This is a genomic window from uncultured Dialister sp. (assembly GCA_900314595.1).
GTDB lineage: Bacteria > Bacillota > Negativicutes > Veillonellales > Dialisteraceae > Dialister.
The window spans coordinates 1-21,951 of the sequence record OMVW01000050.1 but is presented as its reverse complement, the minus strand read 5'-3'; the positions used below and the strand labels follow the sequence as shown (position 1 = coordinate 21,951).

Below are 21,951 nucleotides of genomic sequence, written 5' to 3'. Positions count from 1 at the left end.
TGCCGCTAACCCAATTATACAGAAAAATTGAACTCCCACCGGTTTTATTTACGGTGGCAACGGCGCCGATATGTGTAATTGGGGAGCTGTCTGCGAAGCGGACTGAGGGGTTGTTCTACAGGCAGCCATCGGAAGAGACTAAAATTTTCATGGGCCCGGCTTATGATTTTTGTGCAGCAAAATCGACATGTACCTGAAGATCAACCCACCCGCCTTCGCTGCGCTCAGGCACCCTCCCAAACTTGGGAGGGCTTGAACGTTTCGACCTGAAGGGATAGGGTCGATATGCATGCTGACCATCAGCATGCTATCGTTTCAGGCTCCCCAAGGTTGGGGAGTAGTCTGCGAAGCAGACTGAGGGGTTGTACAAACGGTCAGCGTGACAAATGGGATTGACCATAAAATGCGAGCCGAATGGAAGATTTAATTTATATCTGACTGAAATGTTTTCTGATATACTGAGCATATAGAGAATTTTCTTCAGAAAGGAGTGATTCTTATGGATGAGGAAAAAGATAAAAAGCTCATAGAATATCAGCACAAACTTCGACAGAATCAGACGAAAATGGAGAACCATCTCTGGTATGATTTCCTGAAGCCCTGTTACTCGGATCGTGGAATCAAAGTGACCCGGCAAAAGAGGGAAGCGGGGTATATTGTCGATTTCTGCTGCCCCCGTGCAAGGCTCATCATAGAGGTTGACGGGTTTCAGCACTATGATGAAAACGGCCGGAAGTATGATATCCCCCGTACGGAAAGACTGGAAGCCAACGGGTTCCTCGTCATAAGGTACTCCAACAGGCAGGTGAAATATAATTTCAGGAATGTATGTCTGGATATTGCAAAAACCATGCACTACAGATTGGGAAAAGATCCGGCGGAATTTCAGGTTTGATTTTAATGCTCAATTGTGCTTTGTACCTGCAGATCAACCCACCCGTCGCCTACGGCGCCACCCTCCCAAAACTTGGGAGGGCTTGGACGGTAACGACCTGTATGTTTATCGTCAATTCGTCTCTATCCGTAAGCATCGAAATGTTTCAGGCTCCCCAAGGTTGGGGAGCTGGCCGCGAAGCGGACTGAGGGGTTGTTCTACAGGCAGTCATCGAAAGTGACTCAAAATTTTCATGGGCCCGGCTTATGATTTTTTGTGCAACAAAATCGACATGTACCTGCAGATCAACCCACCCGCCTTCGCTGCGCTCAGGCACCCTCCCAAAACTTGGGGGGCTTTGACGTTTCGACCTGAAGGGACAGAGTCGATATGTTGGCTAACCTTTGGCATGCTATCGTTTCAGGCTCCCCAAGGTTGGGGAGCTGTCCGCGGAGCGGACTGAGGGGTTGTTATTTTCATGGGCCCGGCTTATGATTTTTTGTGCAGCAAAATCGACATGTACCTGAAGATCAACCCACCCGCCTTCGCTGCGCTCAGGCACCCTCCCAAAACTTGGGAGGGCTTGAACGTTTCGACCTGAAGGGGCGGAGTCGATATGCATGCTAACCATCAGCATGCTATCGTTTCAGGCTCCCCAAGGTTGGGGAGCTGTCTGCGAAGCAGACTGAGGGGTTGTTCTACAGGCAGCCATCGAAAGTGACTCCAAATTTTCATGGGTTTGGCAATATCTTGTTTCGTGTTAGATTTGACAATCCCCAATCAATCCGCTATAATACGTCACGAATCCGATAGTGGAGGAATGGGTCATCGGAGGTTTGTCTTGGAGACTGACCGGATAAGATGTCAGGCGTAGGCCTGGTCTTATCCGGTTTTTTATTAAAGGAGTTTTTATGAAGCGCACGGATTTCACGGAAGGGCCTATATTTATGCCCCTTTGCTTCTTCGGCTTCTATAATGGCTGTGAAAAGACGAAATTCGTCATGGCCCAGGGAATCATCGGCGCCCTCTGCTTCCGCATGCCTCTCTCCTGGCTCTTTTCTCAGATGGAGCCGGTCACCGTATTTCATATAGGCCTTGCCAATCCTCTTTCCTCCATCGTCCAGGTTTCCATCTGCACCATGTATCTCTTATTGATAAGGAAAAAACTGCTCCGGGGGAAATAGTATACATTTTTTTGAAATAGCGGCCCGTTACCATCGGGCGTGAAACGTGGTAAAATCGATATAGAAACAGAAAAAGAGCGTCTTTTACGTCAAAGGACGCTCTTTCATACTTGTAGTATTCGATAGAATCGACAAAAAATGTATACTGATGATGTTTTATCATTTTAATGTATGCTATCATCTAGGTTGAGAAAGATTTCAGGCGGTGATAGTTTAAATGAAGGATGAAAAAAGAAACAGATCAGAAACAGAAAAACATATCAGAGAAACATTTCTGCACATGCTTGAAGAGACCCCGTTTGATAAGATCCGGATTACCGGACTCTGCCGCGAGGCAGGTATCAACCGGAGCACTTTTTATGCCCATTTTTATGATATTTACGACCTTCTTGACAAGACCATCGAGAACGCTTTGACCTGCTTGGACGGTTCTTTGCCAAAAGACTACTCTTTTTCGATTGGCCATTTATGGGAACTGGCCAATATAGGTGACCTGGACGAATTCATCAGTCACGAGAGTGAATTTCCCATCTGGCACCGGTTCGTGGACTTTCCGAAGTTCATCCCGCTCCTGAAAGATCCCTTCATCAGCCAGCGGACCGTGAGGCTCATCTTCCAGAAAAGGAAAGACCTTTTCGTGGAACTCCTCCACGGCGGATCTCTTTCCGACAAAGAACTGGAAATGCTCTTCTGGTTCATCCTCAACGGCTCCATGTCCATCAACCAGAAAACAGGCTGGGAAAAGAACCGGACCTGGTACAAGCTGCAGAAAGAAATGATGCGCTTCATCATTGCCGGCTGCGAAACAGTAAAGAATGGAACGAAAATCCCTTTACCGGAAGGGAAATAAAAGGAAATAGAAATGACGCCTCAAAGGGCGTCATTTTTCGTTTCTCATAAGAATTCCTGACAGAAACCGTCTTTGCCCTTTCAGTCTGCCTCGCAGTCAGTTTCCCCGGAGGGGAAGCCTCCTCGAGAGACTTTTGAGGCACAAATAAGGTTGATCCATGGAAGGAACAAATGAAAGTGCATGATAAAAGAGCCCGCTTCCAATCCGGAAACGGGCTCCTTTTCACTTTGAACCACTAACCACTAACCACTAACCACTAACCACTAACCGCTAATCTCTCATTTCTTCAAAGCCGCCGGAATTTTTCCTCCGTAGACGTCCCTTTCTTCTTCTTCGTTATTGACTCTGACTCTTTCTACCTTGCCTCTGTCTTCGTCCTTGCCGGAGATGCGGTCTACGCGGAATCTTGCAGCTTTCTGGATGTGGTCCAGTTCCGGCTCGAATTCATCGAGGACCTTTGCCATCTTGTCATCCACCGGTGCACCGTTCTGGAGGGCTCTGTAGATGACTGCCGCATATTCGTAGCGGGTCATTGCGCGGTCGCCCTTGAATTCTCCATCCGGGTAGCCTTCGATGTAGCCTTTATCGGCGAGGGTCTTCACGTACTGGTATGCCCAGTGATCTTTCGGAACGTCCGGGAAGTTCACGTCTTTGAGAGCTCCTTCCGGCGCTGCGCCCAGGCGTTTCATGAGGTACTGGTTCTGGGCTTCCAGTTTTTCCATCTTCTGCTTCATATCCAGAATTTCTCTGGCCATAGCCACACGGGAAGTGGTCACGTGGTTGCCCTGGCCCAGTTTCACGGAAACCCCTGCGTTCACCATGTTTTCTCCTCCGCCGAAAGAACCGCCTACGGAGATCATGGTATCTTCATTCGGATGATAGAATGCGCCCACAGCGGCTGCATTGGCATCTTTATAGTTGCCGTAGCCCGCTGCCACATCCCACTTGTCATCCGGGTCGAAATCCTGCGGATGGAGAGCTGCCAGGGCTGCTGCACCGGCACCGACTTTGTTGATCCGGGTGCCCAGTTTATTGATCCGGCTGCCCATATTGTTTACCGTCTGGTTGATATTGTTGATATTGTCTGCGTTGGTCTTTACCCGTTTATCCAGAGCCAGGATATTTTCACCGGCAGTGGAGGAGGTCTTTGTTACGAAACCATCAGATGCAGTGCGGGTTTCTTTGGAAACTGTATCGCCTGTTACAAGGCCGGTATCGCCGGAAGCGACTTTTCCATCTGCCTTGACGGAAACCGTGTATTCCGTGCTTCCATCATCCTGCCCTTTTTCAGCCAGGGAAATATGGCCTCCTGCCTTCAGGGTATTTCTGGTATCCTTTGTGGCAACAGTCATATCATTGGACTTTCCATCACTGTCCTTGAAGGTGAGGGTGGTGGTATTGTTGCCATTTTCCTTGCCCGTCAGGGTGTAGGTGGTATTCGTATCCTTCGTGGCAACAGTCATATCATTGGACTTTCCATCACTGCCCTTGAAAGTGAGGGTAGTGGTATTGTAGTCATATCATTGGACTTTCCATCACTGTCCTTGAAAGTGAGGGTAGTGGTATTGTCGCCATTTTCCTTGCCCGTCAGGGTGTAGGTGGTATTCGTATCGGTCACTTTCAGGCCGGAGAGGTCTACAGAACCGGTGACTTTATTGCCTGCGGTATCTTCCACATCCATGGTAAGTGTAGTTCCGTCGAAAGTAAGGCCTTTATTGTTGTTTTTCAGGGTATCGTTATCTACAGTGAAAGTCGTAGATTTGGAGGCATCCGTTTTATCTGTAAATGTAACGGTAGTGGTCTGGGTGCTGGTTCCCTTTTCGCCTTTAGCTTCAGCAGTCATATCATAGGTGGTATTTGTATCGGTGACTTTGAGACCGGAGAGATCTACAGAACTCTTGATTTCATTGCCTGCCGTATCTTTTACGCTGAGAGAAAGGTTATTTCCATCCAGTTTCAGACCTTCGCTGGTCTTGTCCAGGGTATCATTAGCATCTGTAATGGTAGCAGAGCCTGCTGCATTTCCGGCTTTATCTTTCAGGGAAATTGTGGTGGTATTGCCTTTCTTTTCTCCGCTGAGTTCATACTGGGTATCTGTGTCTACAGCACTCTTGATTTTTTTCAAATCAACTTTACCGGAAACTGTATTACCGGCAGTATCGGTAACAGCCATGGACAGTTCTGTACCATTCAAGCTCAAGCCACTCGTACCGGCTTGCAGCGTATCATTCTTTACTTCAGCAGATCCGGCATCATTTCCAGCTTTATCTTTCAGGGAAATGGTTGTAGTATTGCCCTTGGTGCTGCTGCTGAGTTCATACTTCGTATCAGTTGCGGAAATCTTGTTGTCTGCGTCGATAGTAACGTTATCGCCTGCAGTATATGTAGTATCCGTATCTACTGCGGAAATAACGTTATTTTCATCGATTTTGACATTAGTACCTGCCGTATACTTGGTATCTACGGCAGAAATGACATTGTTTGCATCGATGGAAACATTCGTCCCTGCGGTGTATCTTGCTTTCTTCAGCTGGGCTACGTTTACAGCATCTGTATCTTCTGTACCTGCGGCGACTCCTGTAATCTGACGGGTGAGGGTTTTACCATTACCTACGGAAACAGCCGCATTGGTTGCTTTCCAGATAGCAGAGGTTTCAGAAGACTGACCATCTTTTCTCAAGTCATAGCCAATCTCGCCGGCTGCAGTAGAAGCTACAGAATTTTCGCCGATAGCGATACCGCCTTCGGTAGTTGCATTGGCTTTTTTGCCGATAATAATTGCCTTGGAAACGGTTGTTGCTAATCCGTCATCGCCTTCACCGGATCCGATAATGATATTTTCACTCTGGCCATCCATGGTCCGTTTGTCGCCGAAGACAATGTTATTATTACCGTTCTTTACAGTATTGTTTGCACCGATGATATAGACATTATTTACTTTTTCAGCGGAGTTTTTATAGCCGTCGATGAAGTTGAATTTGCTGATATTGCCATCTTCGCCTTTCAGCGTATTACCGACACCCATGACCTGGGATTTCTGGGCATAGTCGATAGTATTGCTGCCGCCGATGGCCAGTGCTGCGCCGCCGCTTTCGGCAGCTTTTACTGAATCAATAAGATTCTGCTGGAACTTTTTGGCAGAATCAGCCACTTCCTGTGTACCATCGAGGTCGGTAATGGAGTTGGTAATCACGTTGCCGGCACCGAAGATCAGGGAGCCGTTGGAATTATTTGTCCTGTTGGCTACACCTACGATGGAGTTGGCAATACCGGAGAAATTACCTGCCTTGGAGGATTCAATGCTGTTCAGGGAACCTGTAATGGTCGCGCCAAAGTTTTGGGAAGCTTTAGAAGAATCGCTATTCCCACCGGAGTAGCTTCCGGATATGATATTATAAGCCCCTGTGTTCGTAGCAAAAGCACCATTGGTATAGCTGTTGGCGCCGATTGTCGTAGCGAAGACGTCAACACCCAGTTTATGCTTTTCCTCCATATTTACCGTTTTATCCCCAAGGTCTCCGTTATAGTTATGAGGGCCGATCATGACGCTGCCTGTACGGGCATAGGTATTGTCACCGATTGCGATGCTGGATACCGCTTTAGACGGGTCCTCCGGGATAGCAGCACCGTAATACATTCCCCAAAAACTCGACTGATTCCATTTGGTCTGTCCAAAAGCAAAGATACGTTCCTGGCTGCCAGCCATATTTTCAACCTTCGCGTTTTTACCGATAGCGACACTGCCACCCTGATTGACATAGTTATCAATATATGAATTAGAACCAATAGCTACATCTCCACTGCCACTATTTGGTGGATTGCCATTTGAATGTTTAATTAATGCATTCTCACCAATGGCTATAGCACCATCTATACTGCCACTTACAGCACCATGGCCTATGGCAACTGCACCTATACCGTCAGCTTTGGCAGCCGGACCGGCAGCTAAAGCGTAATCTTTTGTCGCTCCATCGTTATTATAGTTATCCGCCTGCTTCGGGGAGTTTACACTGTAATAATGTGTCTTGGCTGTATCTACGGAATCAGCAACCTTTTTCAGCTGAGCCACGTTGACTGCATCGGTGTCGTCTACACCTTCTGCTACATTAACAATCTTACGATTCAAAGCAGCACTATAAGTACCAACATTATAGGTAGGATCGCCAGCTTTATGACCAACAGAAATTACATTTTCTTCTGTAGCAACAGAACCATAGCCTAAAGCGACGGAACTATCAGCAACTACAGTAGCATCTTCACCTAATGCAATGCTCTGGTCATTTTCTACAGTAGCATGACGACCAATCGCAACAGTGTAGTCTTTCATGGCAACAGAACCGAAGCCTGCGGCAAATGCACCAATTGCATTATCGGTTACATCAACATCATATTCTCCCGTATCATCATCATACTCGAAAGAACCATCACCAGTACGACCACCCAAAATTGCAACAGAATAATCGCCATATGCTTTACTATTATAACCAAGGGCAACCGACTCATCACCAACCGCTTTTGCATCATCACCCATGGCGATTGCAGTAGAACCTACTGCTTCTGCAGTATAACCATGTGCAAACGAATTAAATCCGCCTGCGATAGAATCCGTACCACCTGCAAAAGAACCAGTACCCGCAGCTTGAGTATCTTGACCCATAGCAAGAGATGCTTTTGCATCTTCACGAGTACGAGCACCATTGCCCATAGCAACAGAATTCTGGCCTTCGGCAATTGTCCAATTACCCATGGCAGTAGCACCATCATTACGAGCTTCAGTACCAGTACCAAAAGCAGTAGCACCCGTAAAGGTTTCTGTGCCATCAGCAGAAATACCAGCAACGTTATTCATGCCCCAAGCCATAGAATAAGTGCCAGATGCTTCATTTCCACCAGTAAATGCTACTGTGCCTTTACCATTAGAGGTTGCACCTTCACCAAAAGCAAATGCACCTTCGCCTTCTGCTTTAGCCTTATAACCAATAGCGACTGCATCTTTCGCAGTAGCGGTAGCACTTTCACCAATCGCAATAGCTCTCTGACCAGTAGCACCATCATTTGCATAGTTGCTACCAGCACTCGTTACTGAACTATTAATAGAAACATAATGCATACCATTAGTAGCATCATAATTTTGAATGGCATCATATACAGTACCGCCTGTTACAATGCCAGTATTTCCTTCTTCCACTACACCGTCACCGCTGATAGCTGCCGTGATAGTATATGTTTTCTTTCCATCTGCATTTGTATTTGGAGTAACCGTAACAATACTGTCACCAGATACAACATCAGTCAGACCAACGATAACCGCTTTTCCATCTGAATCAATATTGTCCAAGTTTTTATTGGCTTTGGATTTAAGCTGGGACACGTTGACCGCATCCGTATCATCTACACCTGCTGTCACATGGACAATAGTACGTGTTTTATCAGCAGAACCTATAGAAACTGTATCTTCCACATCAGAGACAGAACCCGAACCGATTGCCACAGAATTCTTTGCAGTAGCTTCCGCATCCGTGCCAAACGCAAGACTATTATTAGCAGTAGCATGGGCATAATTACCAAACGCAACTGCACCCGAAACATGCTTTCCGTCTTCCATAACAGGCTGACCTGTCTTATTGGTAATAGCTAAAACCTTATGCCCATCAACATTTGTGGTTACTTCTGCACCCGCTACCGCATCAGAACCAAAAGCAATAGAACCTTCACCATACGCATTAGCAAATTTACCAATTGCTACACTGTTTCTGCCTGACGCCCCAGATGCATTACCAAATGCAACAGATTTGTCACCTTCTGCATGTGTATAAGAACCAATTGCAAGACCACCATTGGACAACATCATCTTTCCTGCAGAAACTGTCAACGTATCGCCTGAACCGTTAATAATAACATCTTCATCAGGTTTTACGAGATGTTTTGCACCACTCTTCGTATAATACAAATACCCTGTTTCAGTATCACGATAAACAGCCGTATTATCCGATGCAAGTTTAATACCAGTCTGTGTATAAGCAGTACCACCTACAGCTACTATTTTACCATTCTGAACTTTTAATGTATTCGTACCATCAGAAAATTCATAAGCAAAGTTCTTATCATACGAAACTACTGTTCCATCAATGGTCGTACGTTCGGAAATACCCTTTTTTGTTACCTGATAACTGACAGTATGTTCCCCTGTATTAACATTTGTTTCAATCAAGCCTCTTGCACCAGACAAAGAAGCATGACCGATTGCGGTTGCATCCTTACCAAATGTATTGGAATAAAGACCTAATGCGGTATTATTGGCATCATGAGCCGTAGAAGACATACCAATTGCCATAGCACGAGAACCTTCCGTAGATACATAAGTACCAATGGCAACACCTTCATCAGTAGGATAAATCTTTGACGAAGATTCCTGACCTGCAATATAAAAATAATCAATATGATTTACCTTACTGCTGGTACGTGTATCTTTTGTCATGGATTCTTTAGCTAAATACTGAACTGCATCAGGAGAAGTATCACTAACTTCTTCCCCCGCCGCATTTACTTTAACAAACTTCCAACTGTTACCTGTCTGTACAGCTTTTACTTTATAATACTTGCCATCTTCTTCGCCGTTCTGACCAATTTTTACTTCATATTTTAAAACTGTACCATCTTCAGTACGAAAATAAATTTTAGAATCGCCTGCAATTCTCATTCCTTCAGGAGAAGCAATATAACTTTCATCCAAATTATTATTACGGTATCCTTCCAAAGCAGGCATACCTGTGAATACCAAATGACCAATCGCTAAACCGCCGTCACCAAATACGACTGCATCATGACCGATAGCAGTAGCATCTGCTGCACCACCAATGGCGTGGAAACCAACAGACATAGTATTATCTTTACGGGCTTCAGAACCACTACCCAAAGAAATATTTTGTTGTCCTGTAGCGACCGTCTGTGCACCTACTGCAGTACTATTCATACCAAATGCATGAGCACCATAACCCACTGCTGTTGTATAAGTAATTTTAGCATTTTCTGCCTGTGAACGGTCAGTATAATCTGTTCTTGTAGGTTTCTTACCTGCAATTGCAGCACCACCAACAGCAGTAGCCTTATCGGAGTACGCAGCCGCACCAGAACCTACTACAACAGCATTATCTACGTTAGCCCAGATTTTAGTTCCATCAGATTTCGTACCAATCTGCTGATTCAAACCTGCCTGACTGTTACCTACAACAACGTTACTTCCGCCATATGCTTTAGCACCAGCACCGACAACCGTATCATATGTACCATAAATATTGTTGCTACTGCCTACCGAAGAATCTGCACCGATTGCTGTATTACTGCCTGTACCTTTTGATGGATTACCCATATTTCCTGCAAAAATTTTAGAACCAGCACCAATTGCTATGTTCTTTTCACTTTTTTCTGCAAGAGAATATACAGAAACAGCAGCATTTTTACCCCAGACAAACGAGTTTGCACTATTGGCTGCTACCGAAGGCAAGCTTGTACCCAAATCATAATCGGCATTAAATTTTATATACTTACGAAGTGTTTCCAACGTCGGGTCATATACAGCACCAATTGTAATAACTCCATTGTTTTGAGTTACGCTAATATCTGTACCACCCTGAATAGTTACTAAATCATCTGTACCAGAAGTGCCTGTAACAGTAGCTGTACCCGACGCAAATGCACTGCTCGTAAGCAATGATAATAATACACCTGTAGTCATAAGCAAAGATAAAGAACGGGAAGAGGATTTGGAACGAGTTTTTGCAAATTCTGCAACAACTACATAACATTCTCTTGCCTTGTTCCAAATTATCTTATATGCCTTGTTCATAAAACCCTCCTATTTTAAAAAAAATACTCTCCTATCAAACTACGACAGGAGAGTATACTGCTATTCTATCGACTTTTCAACGACGGAATCAGTAACTTCCCCTGATATCGTTTTTAAGCCATCCAAACCTTCAATTTTTATATTACGGTTTACCTTTGCGTCATAGGTTTCAGCTTTTACGATTTCAGCTAAATCTACACCAGTCGCTTCTTTTACTGCCTGAAATGTTTTAGCCATAACCGCAGGAACGTTTCCTGCATAACTTCCTACACCTGTTCCGCTACCGCCATCAATAACCGTAACTTTATCAATTTCGCTTAATGGACGGGCAACTTCAGCAGCTACTTTTGGCAACGCTTCAACTGTCATTTGAATAATAGCTGCCTTACCGTATTTAGCAAGAGCTTCAGCTTTCTTATCCATGGCTGCTGCTTCCGCCTGACCTTTTGCCTGAATCGCAGCCGCTTCTGCTTCACCTTTTGCCTTAATACCAGCAGCTTCCTGTTCCATAGCGAACTTCTGTGCTTCGGCTAATGCTTTCTTTGCTTCAGCTTCCTGTACCATCTCATACTTTTTAGCTTCTGCTTCTCTCTTACGGCGTTCCAAGTCAGCCTGTGCCTTCTGTTCAATTGCATATTTTTCAGCTTCTGCCTGTTTCTTGATTTGGGCACTTAATTCATTTTCACGAACCAAAACTTCTCGGTTCTTCAGTTCAGCTTCCCGTTCTGCCTTTGCAATCTGGGCATTTACGATAGCTGCCTGAATTGTTTTTTGCTGTTCCTGTTCTTGGATACGATATGCCGCATCTGCTTCTGCCTGTTTAATATCAGCCTGTTTCTTTAATTCCGATTTTTTAATAGAAAGGTCTGTATTACGCTGGGCAATATCAGAATCTGCCTTTACCCTTGCATCATTTGCTTCCTTATCCGCAGCAGCACGGGCAATCGCCACATCACGTTCTGCGTTTGCCTTAGCAATCTGTGCATTCTTCCCAATAGCAATGCTTCCGCCCTGATTTACGTAGTTATCAATCATTGAACCGGAGCCGATTGCGATATCTCCACTGCCGCTGTGTGCCATCTCACCATTTGAATGTTTAATTGTTGCGCCATTACCAATGGCTATAGCACCATCTATACTGCCAGTTACAGCACCATCGCCTAGGGCAGCACCATCGCCTATGGCAATTGCAGCAGATGCAGTCAGTCCTCCCAGTCCTGTCAGTGTCATGACGGCTGCCAGGGTGAGAGCGGTGAGTCTGCTCCGCTTTTCTGATTTTCTGCCATGCCCTTTGGCGATTTCCGAAACGGCTACGTAGGTGTGGCGGATTTCGCTCCAGACGATTTTATAGATCTTGTTCATATGTACCCCTTCCCGGCTGTTCCTTTTTTTACTTTCCTTTTCCTCTCATTCCGAAATGAAGTGGGGAACCAGCCTGTACAAATAAATGGATGTACCCCAAAATAATGTGAAAAATACCTAAAGATACATATAAATATTATATAAAATGGGGGGATAAGTCAACCTATAAACCTGATGGAATTATAACAATATGACTTTACGGCATAGCCATAAAATGAGCCGATATCGAACTATAAATGATTTCATGAATGCAGTTCATGCCGATTTTATCGGGTCATGTACGATTTATGCACCCTCTCCGTTCCAGCCGGATTTCCGGAAAAGCCGGTTCAACGTTGCAAAATTGGTAATTATAGGTCATAAGTTTATTTTATTCAGGACTGCATATTTATAAAATCCGGAAATATTTTCTTAATAAATGATAGTTCAAATCGGTTCGTCTAAATGTTTGTTCCAAATAATTCATTGGATTACCCGGGATTCCGGACTAAAACAGAACGTCCAATAAAAAAGCCCGCTTTCCATTGGAAGCGGGTTTTTCAAAACTACCGACTAACCACTAACCACTACCCTGTTTCCTTAAAACGTTCCATCCTGCAGGTACATTTTCCGGTCCGGCCAGGCGCCGAGGATGACTTCTTCTTTTTCCAGGTTCTTCAGGAAAGTCTGCATATCTTCCGGTGCAAGAGGGGTCTTCAGTTTGAAGGATGCCATGGAGAGGTTCTTCATATCATAGATGAGGTCCATGTCATATTTCTCTGCCAGTGCTTTCAGGGTTTTCGTGGAAGTACCCTGCGCCAGGGATACGATGATCACCCGGTCTGATACGTCGGGATCTTTTTCCTGATGGGTGGAGAGGGATACGCCGGTAATGGTCCTGTCTTCGCCGGCTGTGATGGTGAGGTCATAGGCTTCGCCTTTTTCTCCGCCTTTCCAGGGCTGTTCATAGGAAAGGGTGAGGGTGGTGGTACCCGGTTTCCATGCTTTGAAGGTGAAGACGTCCCGTCCGCCTGTGCCTACCATGGGCTCTCCTTCTTCACTGACAGGGGCTTTGTCCGCTATGTAGGTACGTTTCGCCTGCAGGGCGCTCCGGTCGAGTCCGTGGATTTCCCAGGAATAGCCGGTGGTGTGATTGGATTCGAGGGAAAGGGTGAGGGTATCGCCTTCTGTCTTCATCTGATAGCTTCCGGATGAGGAAGAACTGGTGGTCACGGTCTTTCCGTCGGAATTGGTGACGGAAGAATAGGAATAGCTGGAAAAGCTGGAATAAGTGGTGCTTTCTGCATAAGCAGTGGCACCGGTCCATAATGCGGCAGCCGTCATAAGAGCTGCAATTTTTTTGTTCATAAGTCCTCCCTGGTTTGATTTGTTTCTGTGTGAGATATTATAGACCATTGGTCGGTTTTTGTAAAGGAAATTTGACTTTTGGTCGATTCTGAAGCTTGATTCTTTAAGGTCAACTTTAGAAATAACAACTTTTGAATCGGGATTGCCGGGGGTCTCGGGGATATCGGGATTATCGGGAAGGTGCGCCCCTGATGGCGCACGAGTATAGATGGGGGCTCCGGGAAGGCGGGGTGTAAGAACGGTGGTGCAGGACATGTACCAATCGATGTCAATATCGACATGAATCAGCAGAACAACCCATCCGCGCAACGCTAGCCTCAGCCACCTTCCCAAACTTGGGAAGGCTTTTACGGTAACGACTTGTACATTCAGTGTCGATTTGCCTCTATCCATAAGCATCGAAACGTTATAGGCTCCCCAAGATTTGTGCTTGAACGCGTTTTGAAGGACTGAAGGGACGCGCCGCAGTGAAAGCCATGCAGTGGCTGGGGAGCTGTCTGCGCAGCAGACTGAGGGGTTGTACTACAGATGGCTATTGAAATTGACTCAAAATTCTCGTGGGTTTGCTTATGGAGTGTTTTCCTTTGTGAGTCAAAATCAACATGTACCGATAGTACAACCCATCCGCGCAACGCTAGCCTCAGCCACCTTCCCAAACTTGGGAAGGCTTTAACGGTAACGACTTGTACATTCAGTGTCGATTTGCCTCTATCCATAAGCATGGGGAGCTGTCTGCGCAGCAGACTGAGGGGTTGTACTACAGATGGCTATTGAAATTGACTCAAAATTCTCGTGGGCTTGCTTATGGAGTGTTTTCCTTTGTGAGTCAAAATCAACATGTACCGATAGTACAACCCATCCGACCTCGCTGCGCTCGGCCACCTTCCCAAACTTGGGAAGGCTTTAACGGTAACGACTTGTGCGCGTAGTGACAATTTGTCTCTATCTGTAAACATCGAAACGTATCAGCCTTCCCTCTTGGGAAGGCCTGGACGGCAGCGACCTGAAAGGTTAGTCGATTTGTCCTTATCCTATTTATATAATGTAAAAATAAGGGAATCGTTTCAGTTATTTTCCTATAAAACTTTTTAATGAAGGTATGGGAACTCATTTGATAGGAGCCGCGGAGTTTGTCTCCGCTGTTTTTATTGAGTGACGGATTTCATAAATGGCCTGCTTTTTTTGAGGTCAGAAGGAAGAAGGGGATGGCTGCGAGCTGGGCAGCGGTGGAGACTGCAATCATCGCAGGGATGGAGTAGTCGTAGAGGGCACCCAGGAGGGCGCTTCCGATGAACCAGGCGATGCCGAAGCTTGTCTCAAAGATGCCAAAGCCCGTGGCTCTGGAGTCTCTGGGGACGATGGTGGAAACGGCAGCTTTCATGATGGATTCCTGGGCTCCCATACCGATGCCCCAGAGGATGACTCCCAGATAGAGGGCGGCTGTATTGTCAAGGGAAAATACGCAGTAAGTGAAAGGGGCACCAATCAATGTGGAAGCCGCCAGCACCGGGAGACCATACTTGTCATAGGCCCAGCCGAAGGCCAGGGCGGCAAAGGCATCGATAGCCATGGCCAGGGAGTAAATAAGGGGCAGGACGGCACTGTCTACAAGGTTCAGCCGGGCCGCATGCATGGTAATCAGCGGAAAGTCCAGGAAGCCGAAGGCAAAGAGGGAAATGCCGAAAATATAAATGAGGAAGGAATGGCGGAAATGAAATATTTCCTTTTTTTTCGGCGCCGGTTCAAAGTCTTCCGGATGAGGAAATTTCTTCGAGGCGGTGACTACTGCTGCGATGCAGCAGAGGGCCGGGATGAGAAGGCCCGCAAAGCACCAGGAAAGAGCGGAGAGGGGGTCTTCGGACTCATTCATCCAGAGAAGGAGGAAGACTACGATGGGTCCAGAAAATCCGCCCAGCTGATCGAGAAATTCCTGGATGGCAAAGCTTTTGCCCACGCCCTGCTGCGTCGCCGCATAGGAAAGAAGGGTGCTCTTTGCCGGCTGGCGGATGGCTTTGCCTACGCGCCCCAGGATGATGAAGAATCCGGCAGCCACCCAGTTTCCGTCAGGCACGAGGGAGAGGCAGGGGATGGCGAGGACCGCCAGGGCATAACCGAAGATGGTCATGGCCCAGTATTTGCCGGATTTAGAAGCGATGAGGCCTGTAAAGAAGCGGAGAGCATAGCCTGCCAGTTCACCGAAACCGGTGATAAAGCCGATGGCCGCGGCCGAGGCTCCCATGAGGGAGAGGTAGTCGCCGAAGATGCTTCGCGCTCCTTCCTGGGTCATATCGGCAAAAAGGCTGACGATGCCCATGAGGCAGATGAAAATCATGGCAGGGGGAAGACGATGGATTTTTTCCGGCATGGAAAGGACTTCTTTCTATGAGAAATCATTTTAAGTATGGGTAATCTGTATCCCGGAAGGCGGAGAAGGGGCCCGGGAGGCGGAGTATTTCCTCCGGATCGATTCCTATTGTAGCAGTTCTTTATATATACATATATATATCATTTCAGAATAGACGTATAGGAAGGGGAACCAGGGGGATTCGACTCCCGGTTCCTGTTCATTATAGAAAAGGAAATATGAAAAATAATCAGCTGTTTTTAAATATTTCATAAATTTTCATTTCCATCGTAAAGTTGCTTTTACACGTCCTCGGGCGTTTCCTCGTGTGATATAATGGGGGAAATAGTAGTGGTTAGTGATCAGAAAAGTGATAAGTGGTAAGTGAAGGTGGCGTGCAATATATAATTTGGTTTCCCGCAGGGAACCTGCCTTCACGAACAGCGAAGAACGAAGAACGAACAACGAAGAACGAATCGCACAAATGACACAATCCGGATTTATACATGATGTTAAAAAATAATATAAGGAGCAAAACCATGTCCATCAAACTGATAGCCATCGATCTGGATGATACTCTTTTAAGAGATGATATATCCATTTCCGATTATACGAAGAAGACGCTGCAGGCGGCTATGGCAAAGGGGGTAAAGATCGTCATCGCCACGGGCCGCATGTTCCAGGCGGCCAGGCCCTGGGGGCAGGCCATCGGCCTGGGCGATGTGCCCATGATCTGCTATACCGGTGCCCTCACGGGTCTGTGCGAAAGCGGAAAGATCATCCGGAATGTGACGGTGGAGAAGGAGACGGCCCTGGATATCCTCCAAACGGTTCGGGAGGAGGGCTGGTATGCCCACACCTACATCGATGATGAGCTTCATGTGCCTTATTATGACTGGCGTACGAAAGCTTATGAACGGCAGTGCGGGGTGAAGGCCCATGTGGACGGGGAATTTTTCTACCATCCGGAAAAAGCGCCTACAAAAATCCTGGTGTGCGAATATTACGATAAGAAAATGAAGGAAATAGAGACGATCCTGAAGGGAAAATATGCAGGCAGCGTGAATCAGGTGAAGTCGAAACCTTATTTCTTTGAAATGAACCATAAGGAATGTTCCAAGGGAAATGCCATCACGGCCATGTGTGAGCTCTATGGTATTTCCATCAGAGAAGCCATGACTTTCGGCAATGGAAATAACGATGTGTCCATGCTTTCGATTACGCCCTGGTCTTTCGCTGTGGCCAATGCAAGCGCTTCGGCCAAAGCGGCTGCAGCCCATGTGACTGCATCGAACAATGAAGATGGTGTGGCGAAAGCAGTTGAGAAATACGTACTGGAGGGATGAAAATGGAGGAAGATGATTTCCGCTTTGTCATTATTACGGGCATGAGCGGCGCAGGCAAGACGAATTTCATGCAGAAGCTGGAGGATATGGGCTATTACTGCGTAGATAATCTCCCGCCGGTTTTGATTGCAAGGTTTGCGGACCTCTGCTGGAAGAGTACGTCCAATACCCGGCATGTGGCCGTGGTTACGGATATCCGCGGGGGTTCTTTCTTCGATGCCCTGCCCCAGGCGCTGTATGAACTGGAGAACCGGGGGATTCCTCATGAAGTGATCTTCCTGGAGGCTTCCGATGAAGCTCTTATACGCCGCTACATGGAGACCCGCCGCCAGCACCCTCTGGCAAAGAATATGCGCATCCAGGAGGGAATCGCTGCCGAGAGGAAGATCCTGGCCGGCATTCGTGCCCAGGCAGATATGATCGTCGATACGACGGCCATGAAGCCCAGTGACCTGGGTGAATACATGAAGAGCCGCTTTGGCCTTAATAACTGGACAAGGGATATGCAGATCACTGTCTTTTCCTTCGGCTTCAAGTACGGTATCCCGATCGATGCGGATATGGTGCTGGACGTGCGGCTTCTCCCGAATCCTTTCTATATCCAGAAATACAAGTATTCTTCGGGCCGTGTGAAGGAAGTGGCTGACTATATCGAAAATTCAGTGGTGACGAAGGAATTCCTGAAGAAACTCTATGATTTCATGGATTTCATGGTGGAAAATTTCAAAAAGTCCGGCAAGACCCAGTTTACCATTGCCATCGGCTGTACCGGCGGTATGCACCGGTCTGTCTTTGTGACGGAAAAACTGGGAAAGCATCTGAAGGAAAAATACGGTCATGTGAATACAGAGCACCGGGATTTGCACCGGAATCGTGTGGAGCATGATGTGACGGATTCTCCGGAGAGGTGATTACGATGAGACATTTCATGCAGTGGCTCCGCCCCGGCCTTGCCATCAAGAGGTGGATGCTTCTATTCGGGATGGGAATCATACTTCTCGTCTTTGGAGCGGCCCTCATCCTGAACTACCAGATTTTCGGTATTCTGGAGGAGGAAATGCTGCGGCTGGCCTTCCAGGCGACCGGAAGTTACAGCTATACGTTCCTTGCCATCTGCGGGACCATCCTCATCATCCTGGGCTCAGGAGATATCTTCATCGCCGTGAGGAAGCTGGCCAAGCGATTTGTGCAGCTCCTGGCGCCGGACCAGAAGGAAGTATCCAAAAATCTGATTTCCAAAATAGAACTGGCCCGGGGGCCCAGGGTGGTGGCTCTCGGCGGGGGGCATGGCCTTTCCATGCTGCTCCGGGGACTTAAGAATAAAACGTCCAATATCACTGCCGTGGTGACGGTGGCCGATGACGGCGGTTCTTCCGGCAGACTCCGGGAGGAAATGAATATCATCGCCCCCGGGGATATCCGCAACTGCCTGGTGGCCCTGGCAGACAAGGAAACGGTGCTGGAGCAGATCTTCCAGTACCGGTTCGGCGGCGAAGGAGAACTGGCGGGACATTCGCTGGGCAATCTCTTCCTCGCGGCATTGATTAAAGAATTCGGTTCTGCCCAGAGCGGCCTCGAGGCGGCCAGCAAGGTCCTGAAAATCCGGGGCAAGGTGGTGCCGGCGACTACGTCCAAAGTGCGTCTCAAGGCAAAAATGTCGGACGGAGTGGTGGTAGAAGGAGAATCGGAAATTTCCGCCTATCCGGAATCGGTGAATCACAGCGCCCATATCGTCCATATTTCCACCATCCCTAAAGCGCCCATGGCCGTGGGGGATGCGCTCTTTGCCATCCAGGATGCGGATCTGATCACCCTGGGCCCGGGAAGTCTTTATACGTCGGTCCTTCCGAACCTTCTGGTGCCGGAAATCCTGGAGGCTATCCGCAAAAGCGGCGCACCGGTGCTCTATATCTGCAATGTGATGACCCAGCCCGGGGAAACCACGGGCTTTACGGTGAGTGATCATCTGAAGGCTCTTGTCGACCATATCGGAGGGGGCGTAGTGGATTTCGTGCTGGCCAATAATGCTTCTCCCAATGAAGAGGTTTTAAGGAAATATGAAAAAACCGGCGCTTTCCCGGTAGTCATCGACCGGACGAAGGTGAAGGCACTGGGAGCCAATCTCATCGAAGCGGATCTTCTGGGACCCGTGAAGGAAGCTTCCCAGGATACGAATGTGCTGGCGGATAAAATCATGCAGATTCACAACCTGCTCCGGGCAAATATCGCGCCGGAAGCGCTGGAGTCATACTTGAACAGGAGTCATTAATGTCATTTACTGAACAGGTGAAGAATGAGCTCGCCCGTATTTCCAGAGACGAAAGACCATGCCGGGTGTCAGAACTTCTGGCGCTCCTCCGCATGAGCGGTTCCTTCATCACCGGCTCCGGCGGACGGTGGGGGCTGGAATTTTCCACCGGAAACAGCGCCGTAGCCCGGCGGGTGCTCATTTACCTGAAAAAAGATTTCGGCTTCACTCCCAGCGCCATGGTGCGCCAGGGACGGAGGCTGCGGAAGAAAAACGTATACACCCTGGTGGTGCAGCCCTCGGAGAAGGGACTCGATTTCCTGAATACCATGGGTCTTTCCCCCATGGCAGGCGTGGATGATGAAAGATTCCTTCAGACCGCTGAAGAGAGACGGGCCTACCTGGCCGGCGCTTTCCTGGGCGGAGGTTCCGTGAGCCGGCCCCAGAGTGATTATCATCTCGAAATGGTGACCCAGTCTTTCCATTTCGCAGAGGAACTGGTGAAGACGCTCAAAACGTTCCGCCTTCATGCCCGTATGACGGACAGGAAGAATGATTATATAGTATATATAAAAGATGGAGACGATGTGTCCGAATTCCTGCAGATCGTAGGCGCCAGCCAGAGTTATATGGACTTTGAAAGCGTCAGGGTGGTCAAGGATATGAGGAACCGGGTGAACCGGCAGGTGAACTGTGAAACGGCCAATCTGCAGAAGACAGTGGATGCGGCCGTTCATCAGACCCACATGGTGCAGAAACTGCTGGAACGGGTCCCCCTGTCCTCCCTTTCTCCCAAAATCCGCGAAGCCTGCGAGCTGCGCCTCTCCAATCCGAACGCAAGCCTCTCTGAACTGGCCGCCATCTGCGGCATTACGAAATCGGGCCTGGCCCACCGTTTCAAAAAAATTGAAACCCTGGTGCAGGAAGGAGATACACAATAAATCAATGAAAATGAAATATGCATGGAAAGCATTCCTGACGGGACTCTTCGCCGCAGCCGGCATGACAGCTGCCGCTGCCTCGCCGCTGGAGGAAACCTATACGACCATCCCCCTGAAACTCATGAGTGCAGAGGGGACCCTTATTTTCTCCGACTGCCCCGAATATGCAGGGGATTACGGTATCCTTTACGAAGGAACCGTGAAGAAGGGGAAGGGGAGAGTCTACTACTATCACGTCAACCAGACAGGCGCACCGGCCAGGGTCGTGGTCTATGCCAGATCGAAAAAGAAACAGGACCTCACTGTCACGAGGACTGTCAGAGGGGAGGCGAGCCGCGATTATATTTCTACCGGCGCCACATTGTCCTTCCGGGAAGTGGTGAATCCGCTGCAGAAGGCAGAAACCGTCACTCTTCCCCAAAACGGGCGGACCATCCTCTTTGAGGACGATCCCAAAGGGGTGAAGGAAGAAAATCTGGTGAGCGGTATGGTGGAAATAGAAACGGAAAAACCGGTCACCCTGGGAGCTGCCATCCTTCCCGACGGAAGCAGAAAAGACGTGGAAGAAGCGCTTCAGACGGCGATGCGCCTTCCTCCGGATACCCATGAAATGCGCGGTACCTTTGCTTCCGATATTTACCTTGAGAATAAACCCTGGGATTTTAAAAAAGGACCCGCTGAAATCGTAGTGGGGAAATCCATCCCCTTTCAGCAGGGAATGGATGAAATGAGCCGGGTGAAAAGAGAAAATACCGGAGACTACGGCATTACCTACCATATTTCCTTCCATAATAAAGGGGAAGGAAAATATAAACTCTACATCAATCCTCAGGGAGGCGTCTACATGGGCACCTTCCGGATCGGTCACAATGAGAAAATACTGCAGATCTTCCGCACCGATACGGCAAAAAGAGGAAAGTGGTTTGGAAATAATACCGAAGAGGACTATATGGAAGCGGGCACCTGGGAAATGGGCCGTGACCTCTTCATCCGCTTCATCCCCGCCGGTGCGGCCTACCTGCCTTTAAGATTTCTCATGGTGCCGGTGGAACAATAAGAAACAGCCGGTCAGTCGGGGTGGCCGGGGCCATCGGGATGATCGGGGTGGTCGGGAAGGATATGGTTCCTGAAAGGAACCAATCTTATATATTGCGCGCCAAAGGCGCGCCACCGCCACTTACCACTTCATTTAGTGCTTAGTGCTTATTTTTTAGTGGTTAGTATTTGGGAAGCACTAAGCACTAAAAACTAAAAACTTTCCATCGATTGAGAAAAACGCTTTCATAATAAAGGAGAAAAAGAAATGAAATTCATCCAGTTCCGAATCGGTGATATCGTCCAGATGAAAAAGAAACATCCCTGCGGCAGCCAGGAATGGGAAGTCCTCCAGCTGGGCAGCGACATGCGCATCAAATGCTGCGGCTGCGGCCATATCGTCCTCATCCCGAGACCTAAATTCCTCAAAGGAGCAAAAAAAGTCCTCAACCGGGACGTGACGAAAGATGTGGAAGTAGTCGCCCGTACGGAGGAGTCAACAGAAGGGTAATTGGCCTGCCTTGTGAGGCAGGGTAAGTTGAGGCATATGAGCCAGGGACTTTGAAGTATTCGT

14 protein-coding genes are annotated in these 21,951 nt (G+C 47.8%); 9 read left to right on the top strand and 5 right to left on the bottom strand.

Annotated features, from left to right (window positions below):
- Positions 1-499 precede the first annotated feature (499 nt).
- The 3 genes from QZN42_RS09325 to QZN42_RS09315 all read left to right on the top strand — a co-directional run bounded on the left by QZN42_RS09325 (position 500) and on the right by QZN42_RS09315 (position 2,908).
- On the top strand, positions 500-895 hold the full coding sequence (locus QZN42_RS09325; RefSeq protein WP_296956973.1) for an endonuclease domain-containing protein: 396 nt from the start codon (positions 500-502) through the stop codon (positions 893-895).
- An 890-nt stretch (positions 896-1,785) separates the two neighbouring features.
- Positions 1,786-2,058, top strand: coding sequence for a hypothetical protein (locus QZN42_RS09320; RefSeq protein ID WP_296956971.1), 273 nt, complete (start codon positions 1,786-1,788; stop codon positions 2,056-2,058).
- Positions 2,059-2,275: 217 nt separating this feature from the next.
- Positions 2,276-2,908, top strand: coding sequence for a TetR/AcrR family transcriptional regulator (locus tag QZN42_RS09315; protein WP_296956968.1), 633 nt, complete (start codon positions 2,276-2,278; stop codon positions 2,906-2,908).
- 278 nt (positions 2,909-3,186) lie between these two features.
- On the opposite strand, the gene QZN42_RS09310 is transcribed toward QZN42_RS09315, so the two are convergent.
- The 5 genes from QZN42_RS09310 to QZN42_RS09290 all read right to left on the bottom strand — a co-directional run bounded on the left by QZN42_RS09310 (position 3,187) and on the right by QZN42_RS09290 (position 15,828).
- On the bottom strand, positions 3,187-4,371 hold the full coding sequence (locus QZN42_RS09310) for an S-layer homology domain-containing protein (RefSeq protein ID WP_296956965.1): 1,185 nt from the start codon (positions 4,369-4,371) through the stop codon (positions 3,187-3,189).
- Positions 4,368-10,754, bottom strand: coding sequence for an ESPR-type extended signal peptide-containing protein (locus QZN42_RS09305; protein WP_296956963.1), 6,387 nt, complete (start codon positions 10,752-10,754; stop codon positions 4,368-4,370). Before QZN42_RS09305 ends, QZN42_RS09310 begins: the two co-directional genes overlap by 4 nt.
- A gap of 60 nt (positions 10,755-10,814) precedes the next feature.
- Positions 10,815-12,116, bottom strand: coding sequence for an ESPR-type extended signal peptide-containing protein (locus QZN42_RS09300; RefSeq protein WP_296956960.1), 1,302 nt, complete (start codon positions 12,114-12,116; stop codon positions 10,815-10,817).
- Positions 12,117-12,695: 579 nt separating this feature from the next.
- Entirely contained in the window at positions 12,696-13,463 is a 768-nt protein-coding gene (locus tag QZN42_RS09295; protein WP_296956958.1) for a protease inhibitor I42 family protein, read from the bottom strand.
- Between the two features lie 1,162 nt (positions 13,464-14,625).
- Complete coding sequence (locus tag QZN42_RS09290; protein ID WP_296956955.1) at positions 14,626-15,828, bottom strand: MFS transporter; 1,203 nt, start codon at positions 15,826-15,828, stop codon at positions 14,626-14,628.
- Between the two features lie 518 nt (positions 15,829-16,346).
- Between QZN42_RS09290 and QZN42_RS09285 the strand changes: the two genes are divergently transcribed.
- The 6 genes from QZN42_RS09285 (at position 16,347) to QZN42_RS09260 (ending at position 21,888) form a co-directional block, all read left to right on the top strand.
- Positions 16,347-17,153 carry a Cof-type HAD-IIB family hydrolase gene (locus tag QZN42_RS09285; protein WP_296956952.1) on the top strand — a complete coding sequence of 269 codons (807 nt, stop codon included), beginning with the start codon at positions 16,347-16,349 and terminating at the stop codon, positions 17,151-17,153.
- A 2-nt stretch (positions 17,154-17,155) separates the two neighbouring features.
- Positions 17,156-18,064, top strand: a complete 909-nt coding sequence (gene rapZ, locus QZN42_RS09280; RefSeq protein ID WP_296956949.1) for an RNase adapter RapZ — start codon at positions 17,156-17,158, stop codon at positions 18,062-18,064.
- Between the two features lie 5 nt (positions 18,065-18,069).
- On the top strand, positions 18,070-19,422 hold the full coding sequence (yvcK, locus tag QZN42_RS09275; protein WP_296956945.1) for a uridine diphosphate-N-acetylglucosamine-binding protein YvcK: 1,353 nt from the start codon (positions 18,070-18,072) through the stop codon (positions 19,420-19,422).
- Positions 19,422-20,342: a DNA-binding protein WhiA gene (gene whiA / locus QZN42_RS09270; protein WP_296956942.1), complete on the top strand. Its 921-nt coding sequence runs from the start codon at positions 19,422-19,424 to the stop codon at positions 20,340-20,342. Before yvcK ends, whiA begins: the two co-directional genes overlap by 1 nt.
- A gap of 4 nt (positions 20,343-20,346) precedes the next feature.
- Positions 20,347-21,399 (top strand): hypothetical protein, encoded by a 1,053-nt coding sequence (locus QZN42_RS09265; RefSeq protein WP_296956939.1) that lies wholly within the window; start codon positions 20,347-20,349, stop codon positions 21,397-21,399.
- 246 nt (positions 21,400-21,645) lie between these two features.
- Complete coding sequence (locus tag QZN42_RS09260) at positions 21,646-21,888, top strand: DUF951 domain-containing protein (RefSeq protein WP_296956936.1); 243 nt, start codon at positions 21,646-21,648, stop codon at positions 21,886-21,888.
- The last annotated feature ends 63 nt before the right edge of the window (positions 21,889-21,951 follow it).

Excerpts from the sequence above, each read along its gene's own strand:
- QZN42_RS09325 (WP_296956973.1), top strand. The coding sequence starts at position 500 with ATGGATGAGGAAAAAGATAAAAAGCTCATAGAATATCAGCACAAACTT.
- QZN42_RS09320 (WP_296956971.1), top strand. The coding sequence starts at position 1,786 with ATGAAGCGCACGGATTTCACGGAAGGGCCTATATTTATGCCCCTTTGC.
- QZN42_RS09315 (WP_296956968.1), top strand. The coding sequence starts at position 2,276 with ATGAAGGATGAAAAAAGAAACAGATCAGAAACAGAAAAACATATCAGA.
- QZN42_RS09310 (WP_296956965.1), bottom strand. The coding sequence starts at position 4,371 with ATGACTGTTGCCACGAAGGATACGAATACCACCTACACCCTGACGGGC.
- QZN42_RS09305 (WP_296956963.1), bottom strand. The coding sequence starts at position 10,754 with ATGAACAAGGCATATAAGATAATTTGGAACAAGGCAAGAGAATGTTAT.
- QZN42_RS09300 (WP_296956960.1), bottom strand. The coding sequence starts at position 12,116 with ATGAACAAGATCTATAAAATCGTCTGGAGCGAAATCCGCCACACCTAC.
- QZN42_RS09295 (WP_296956958.1), bottom strand. The coding sequence starts at position 13,463 with ATGAACAAAAAAATTGCAGCTCTTATGACGGCTGCCGCATTATGGACC.
- QZN42_RS09290 (WP_296956955.1), bottom strand. The coding sequence starts at position 15,828 with ATGCCGGAAAAAATCCATCGTCTTCCCCCTGCCATGATTTTCATCTGC.
- QZN42_RS09285 (WP_296956952.1), top strand. The coding sequence starts at position 16,347 with ATGTCCATCAAACTGATAGCCATCGATCTGGATGATACTCTTTTAAGA.
- rapZ (WP_296956949.1), top strand. The coding sequence starts at position 17,156 with ATGGAGGAAGATGATTTCCGCTTTGTCATTATTACGGGCATGAGCGGC.
- yvcK (WP_296956945.1), top strand. The coding sequence starts at position 18,070 with ATGAGACATTTCATGCAGTGGCTCCGCCCCGGCCTTGCCATCAAGAGG.
- whiA (WP_296956942.1), top strand. The coding sequence starts at position 19,422 with ATGTCATTTACTGAACAGGTGAAGAATGAGCTCGCCCGTATTTCCAGA.
- QZN42_RS09265 (WP_296956939.1), top strand. The coding sequence starts at position 20,347 with ATGAAAATGAAATATGCATGGAAAGCATTCCTGACGGGACTCTTCGCC.
- QZN42_RS09260 (WP_296956936.1), top strand. The coding sequence starts at position 21,646 with ATGAAATTCATCCAGTTCCGAATCGGTGATATCGTCCAGATGAAAAAG.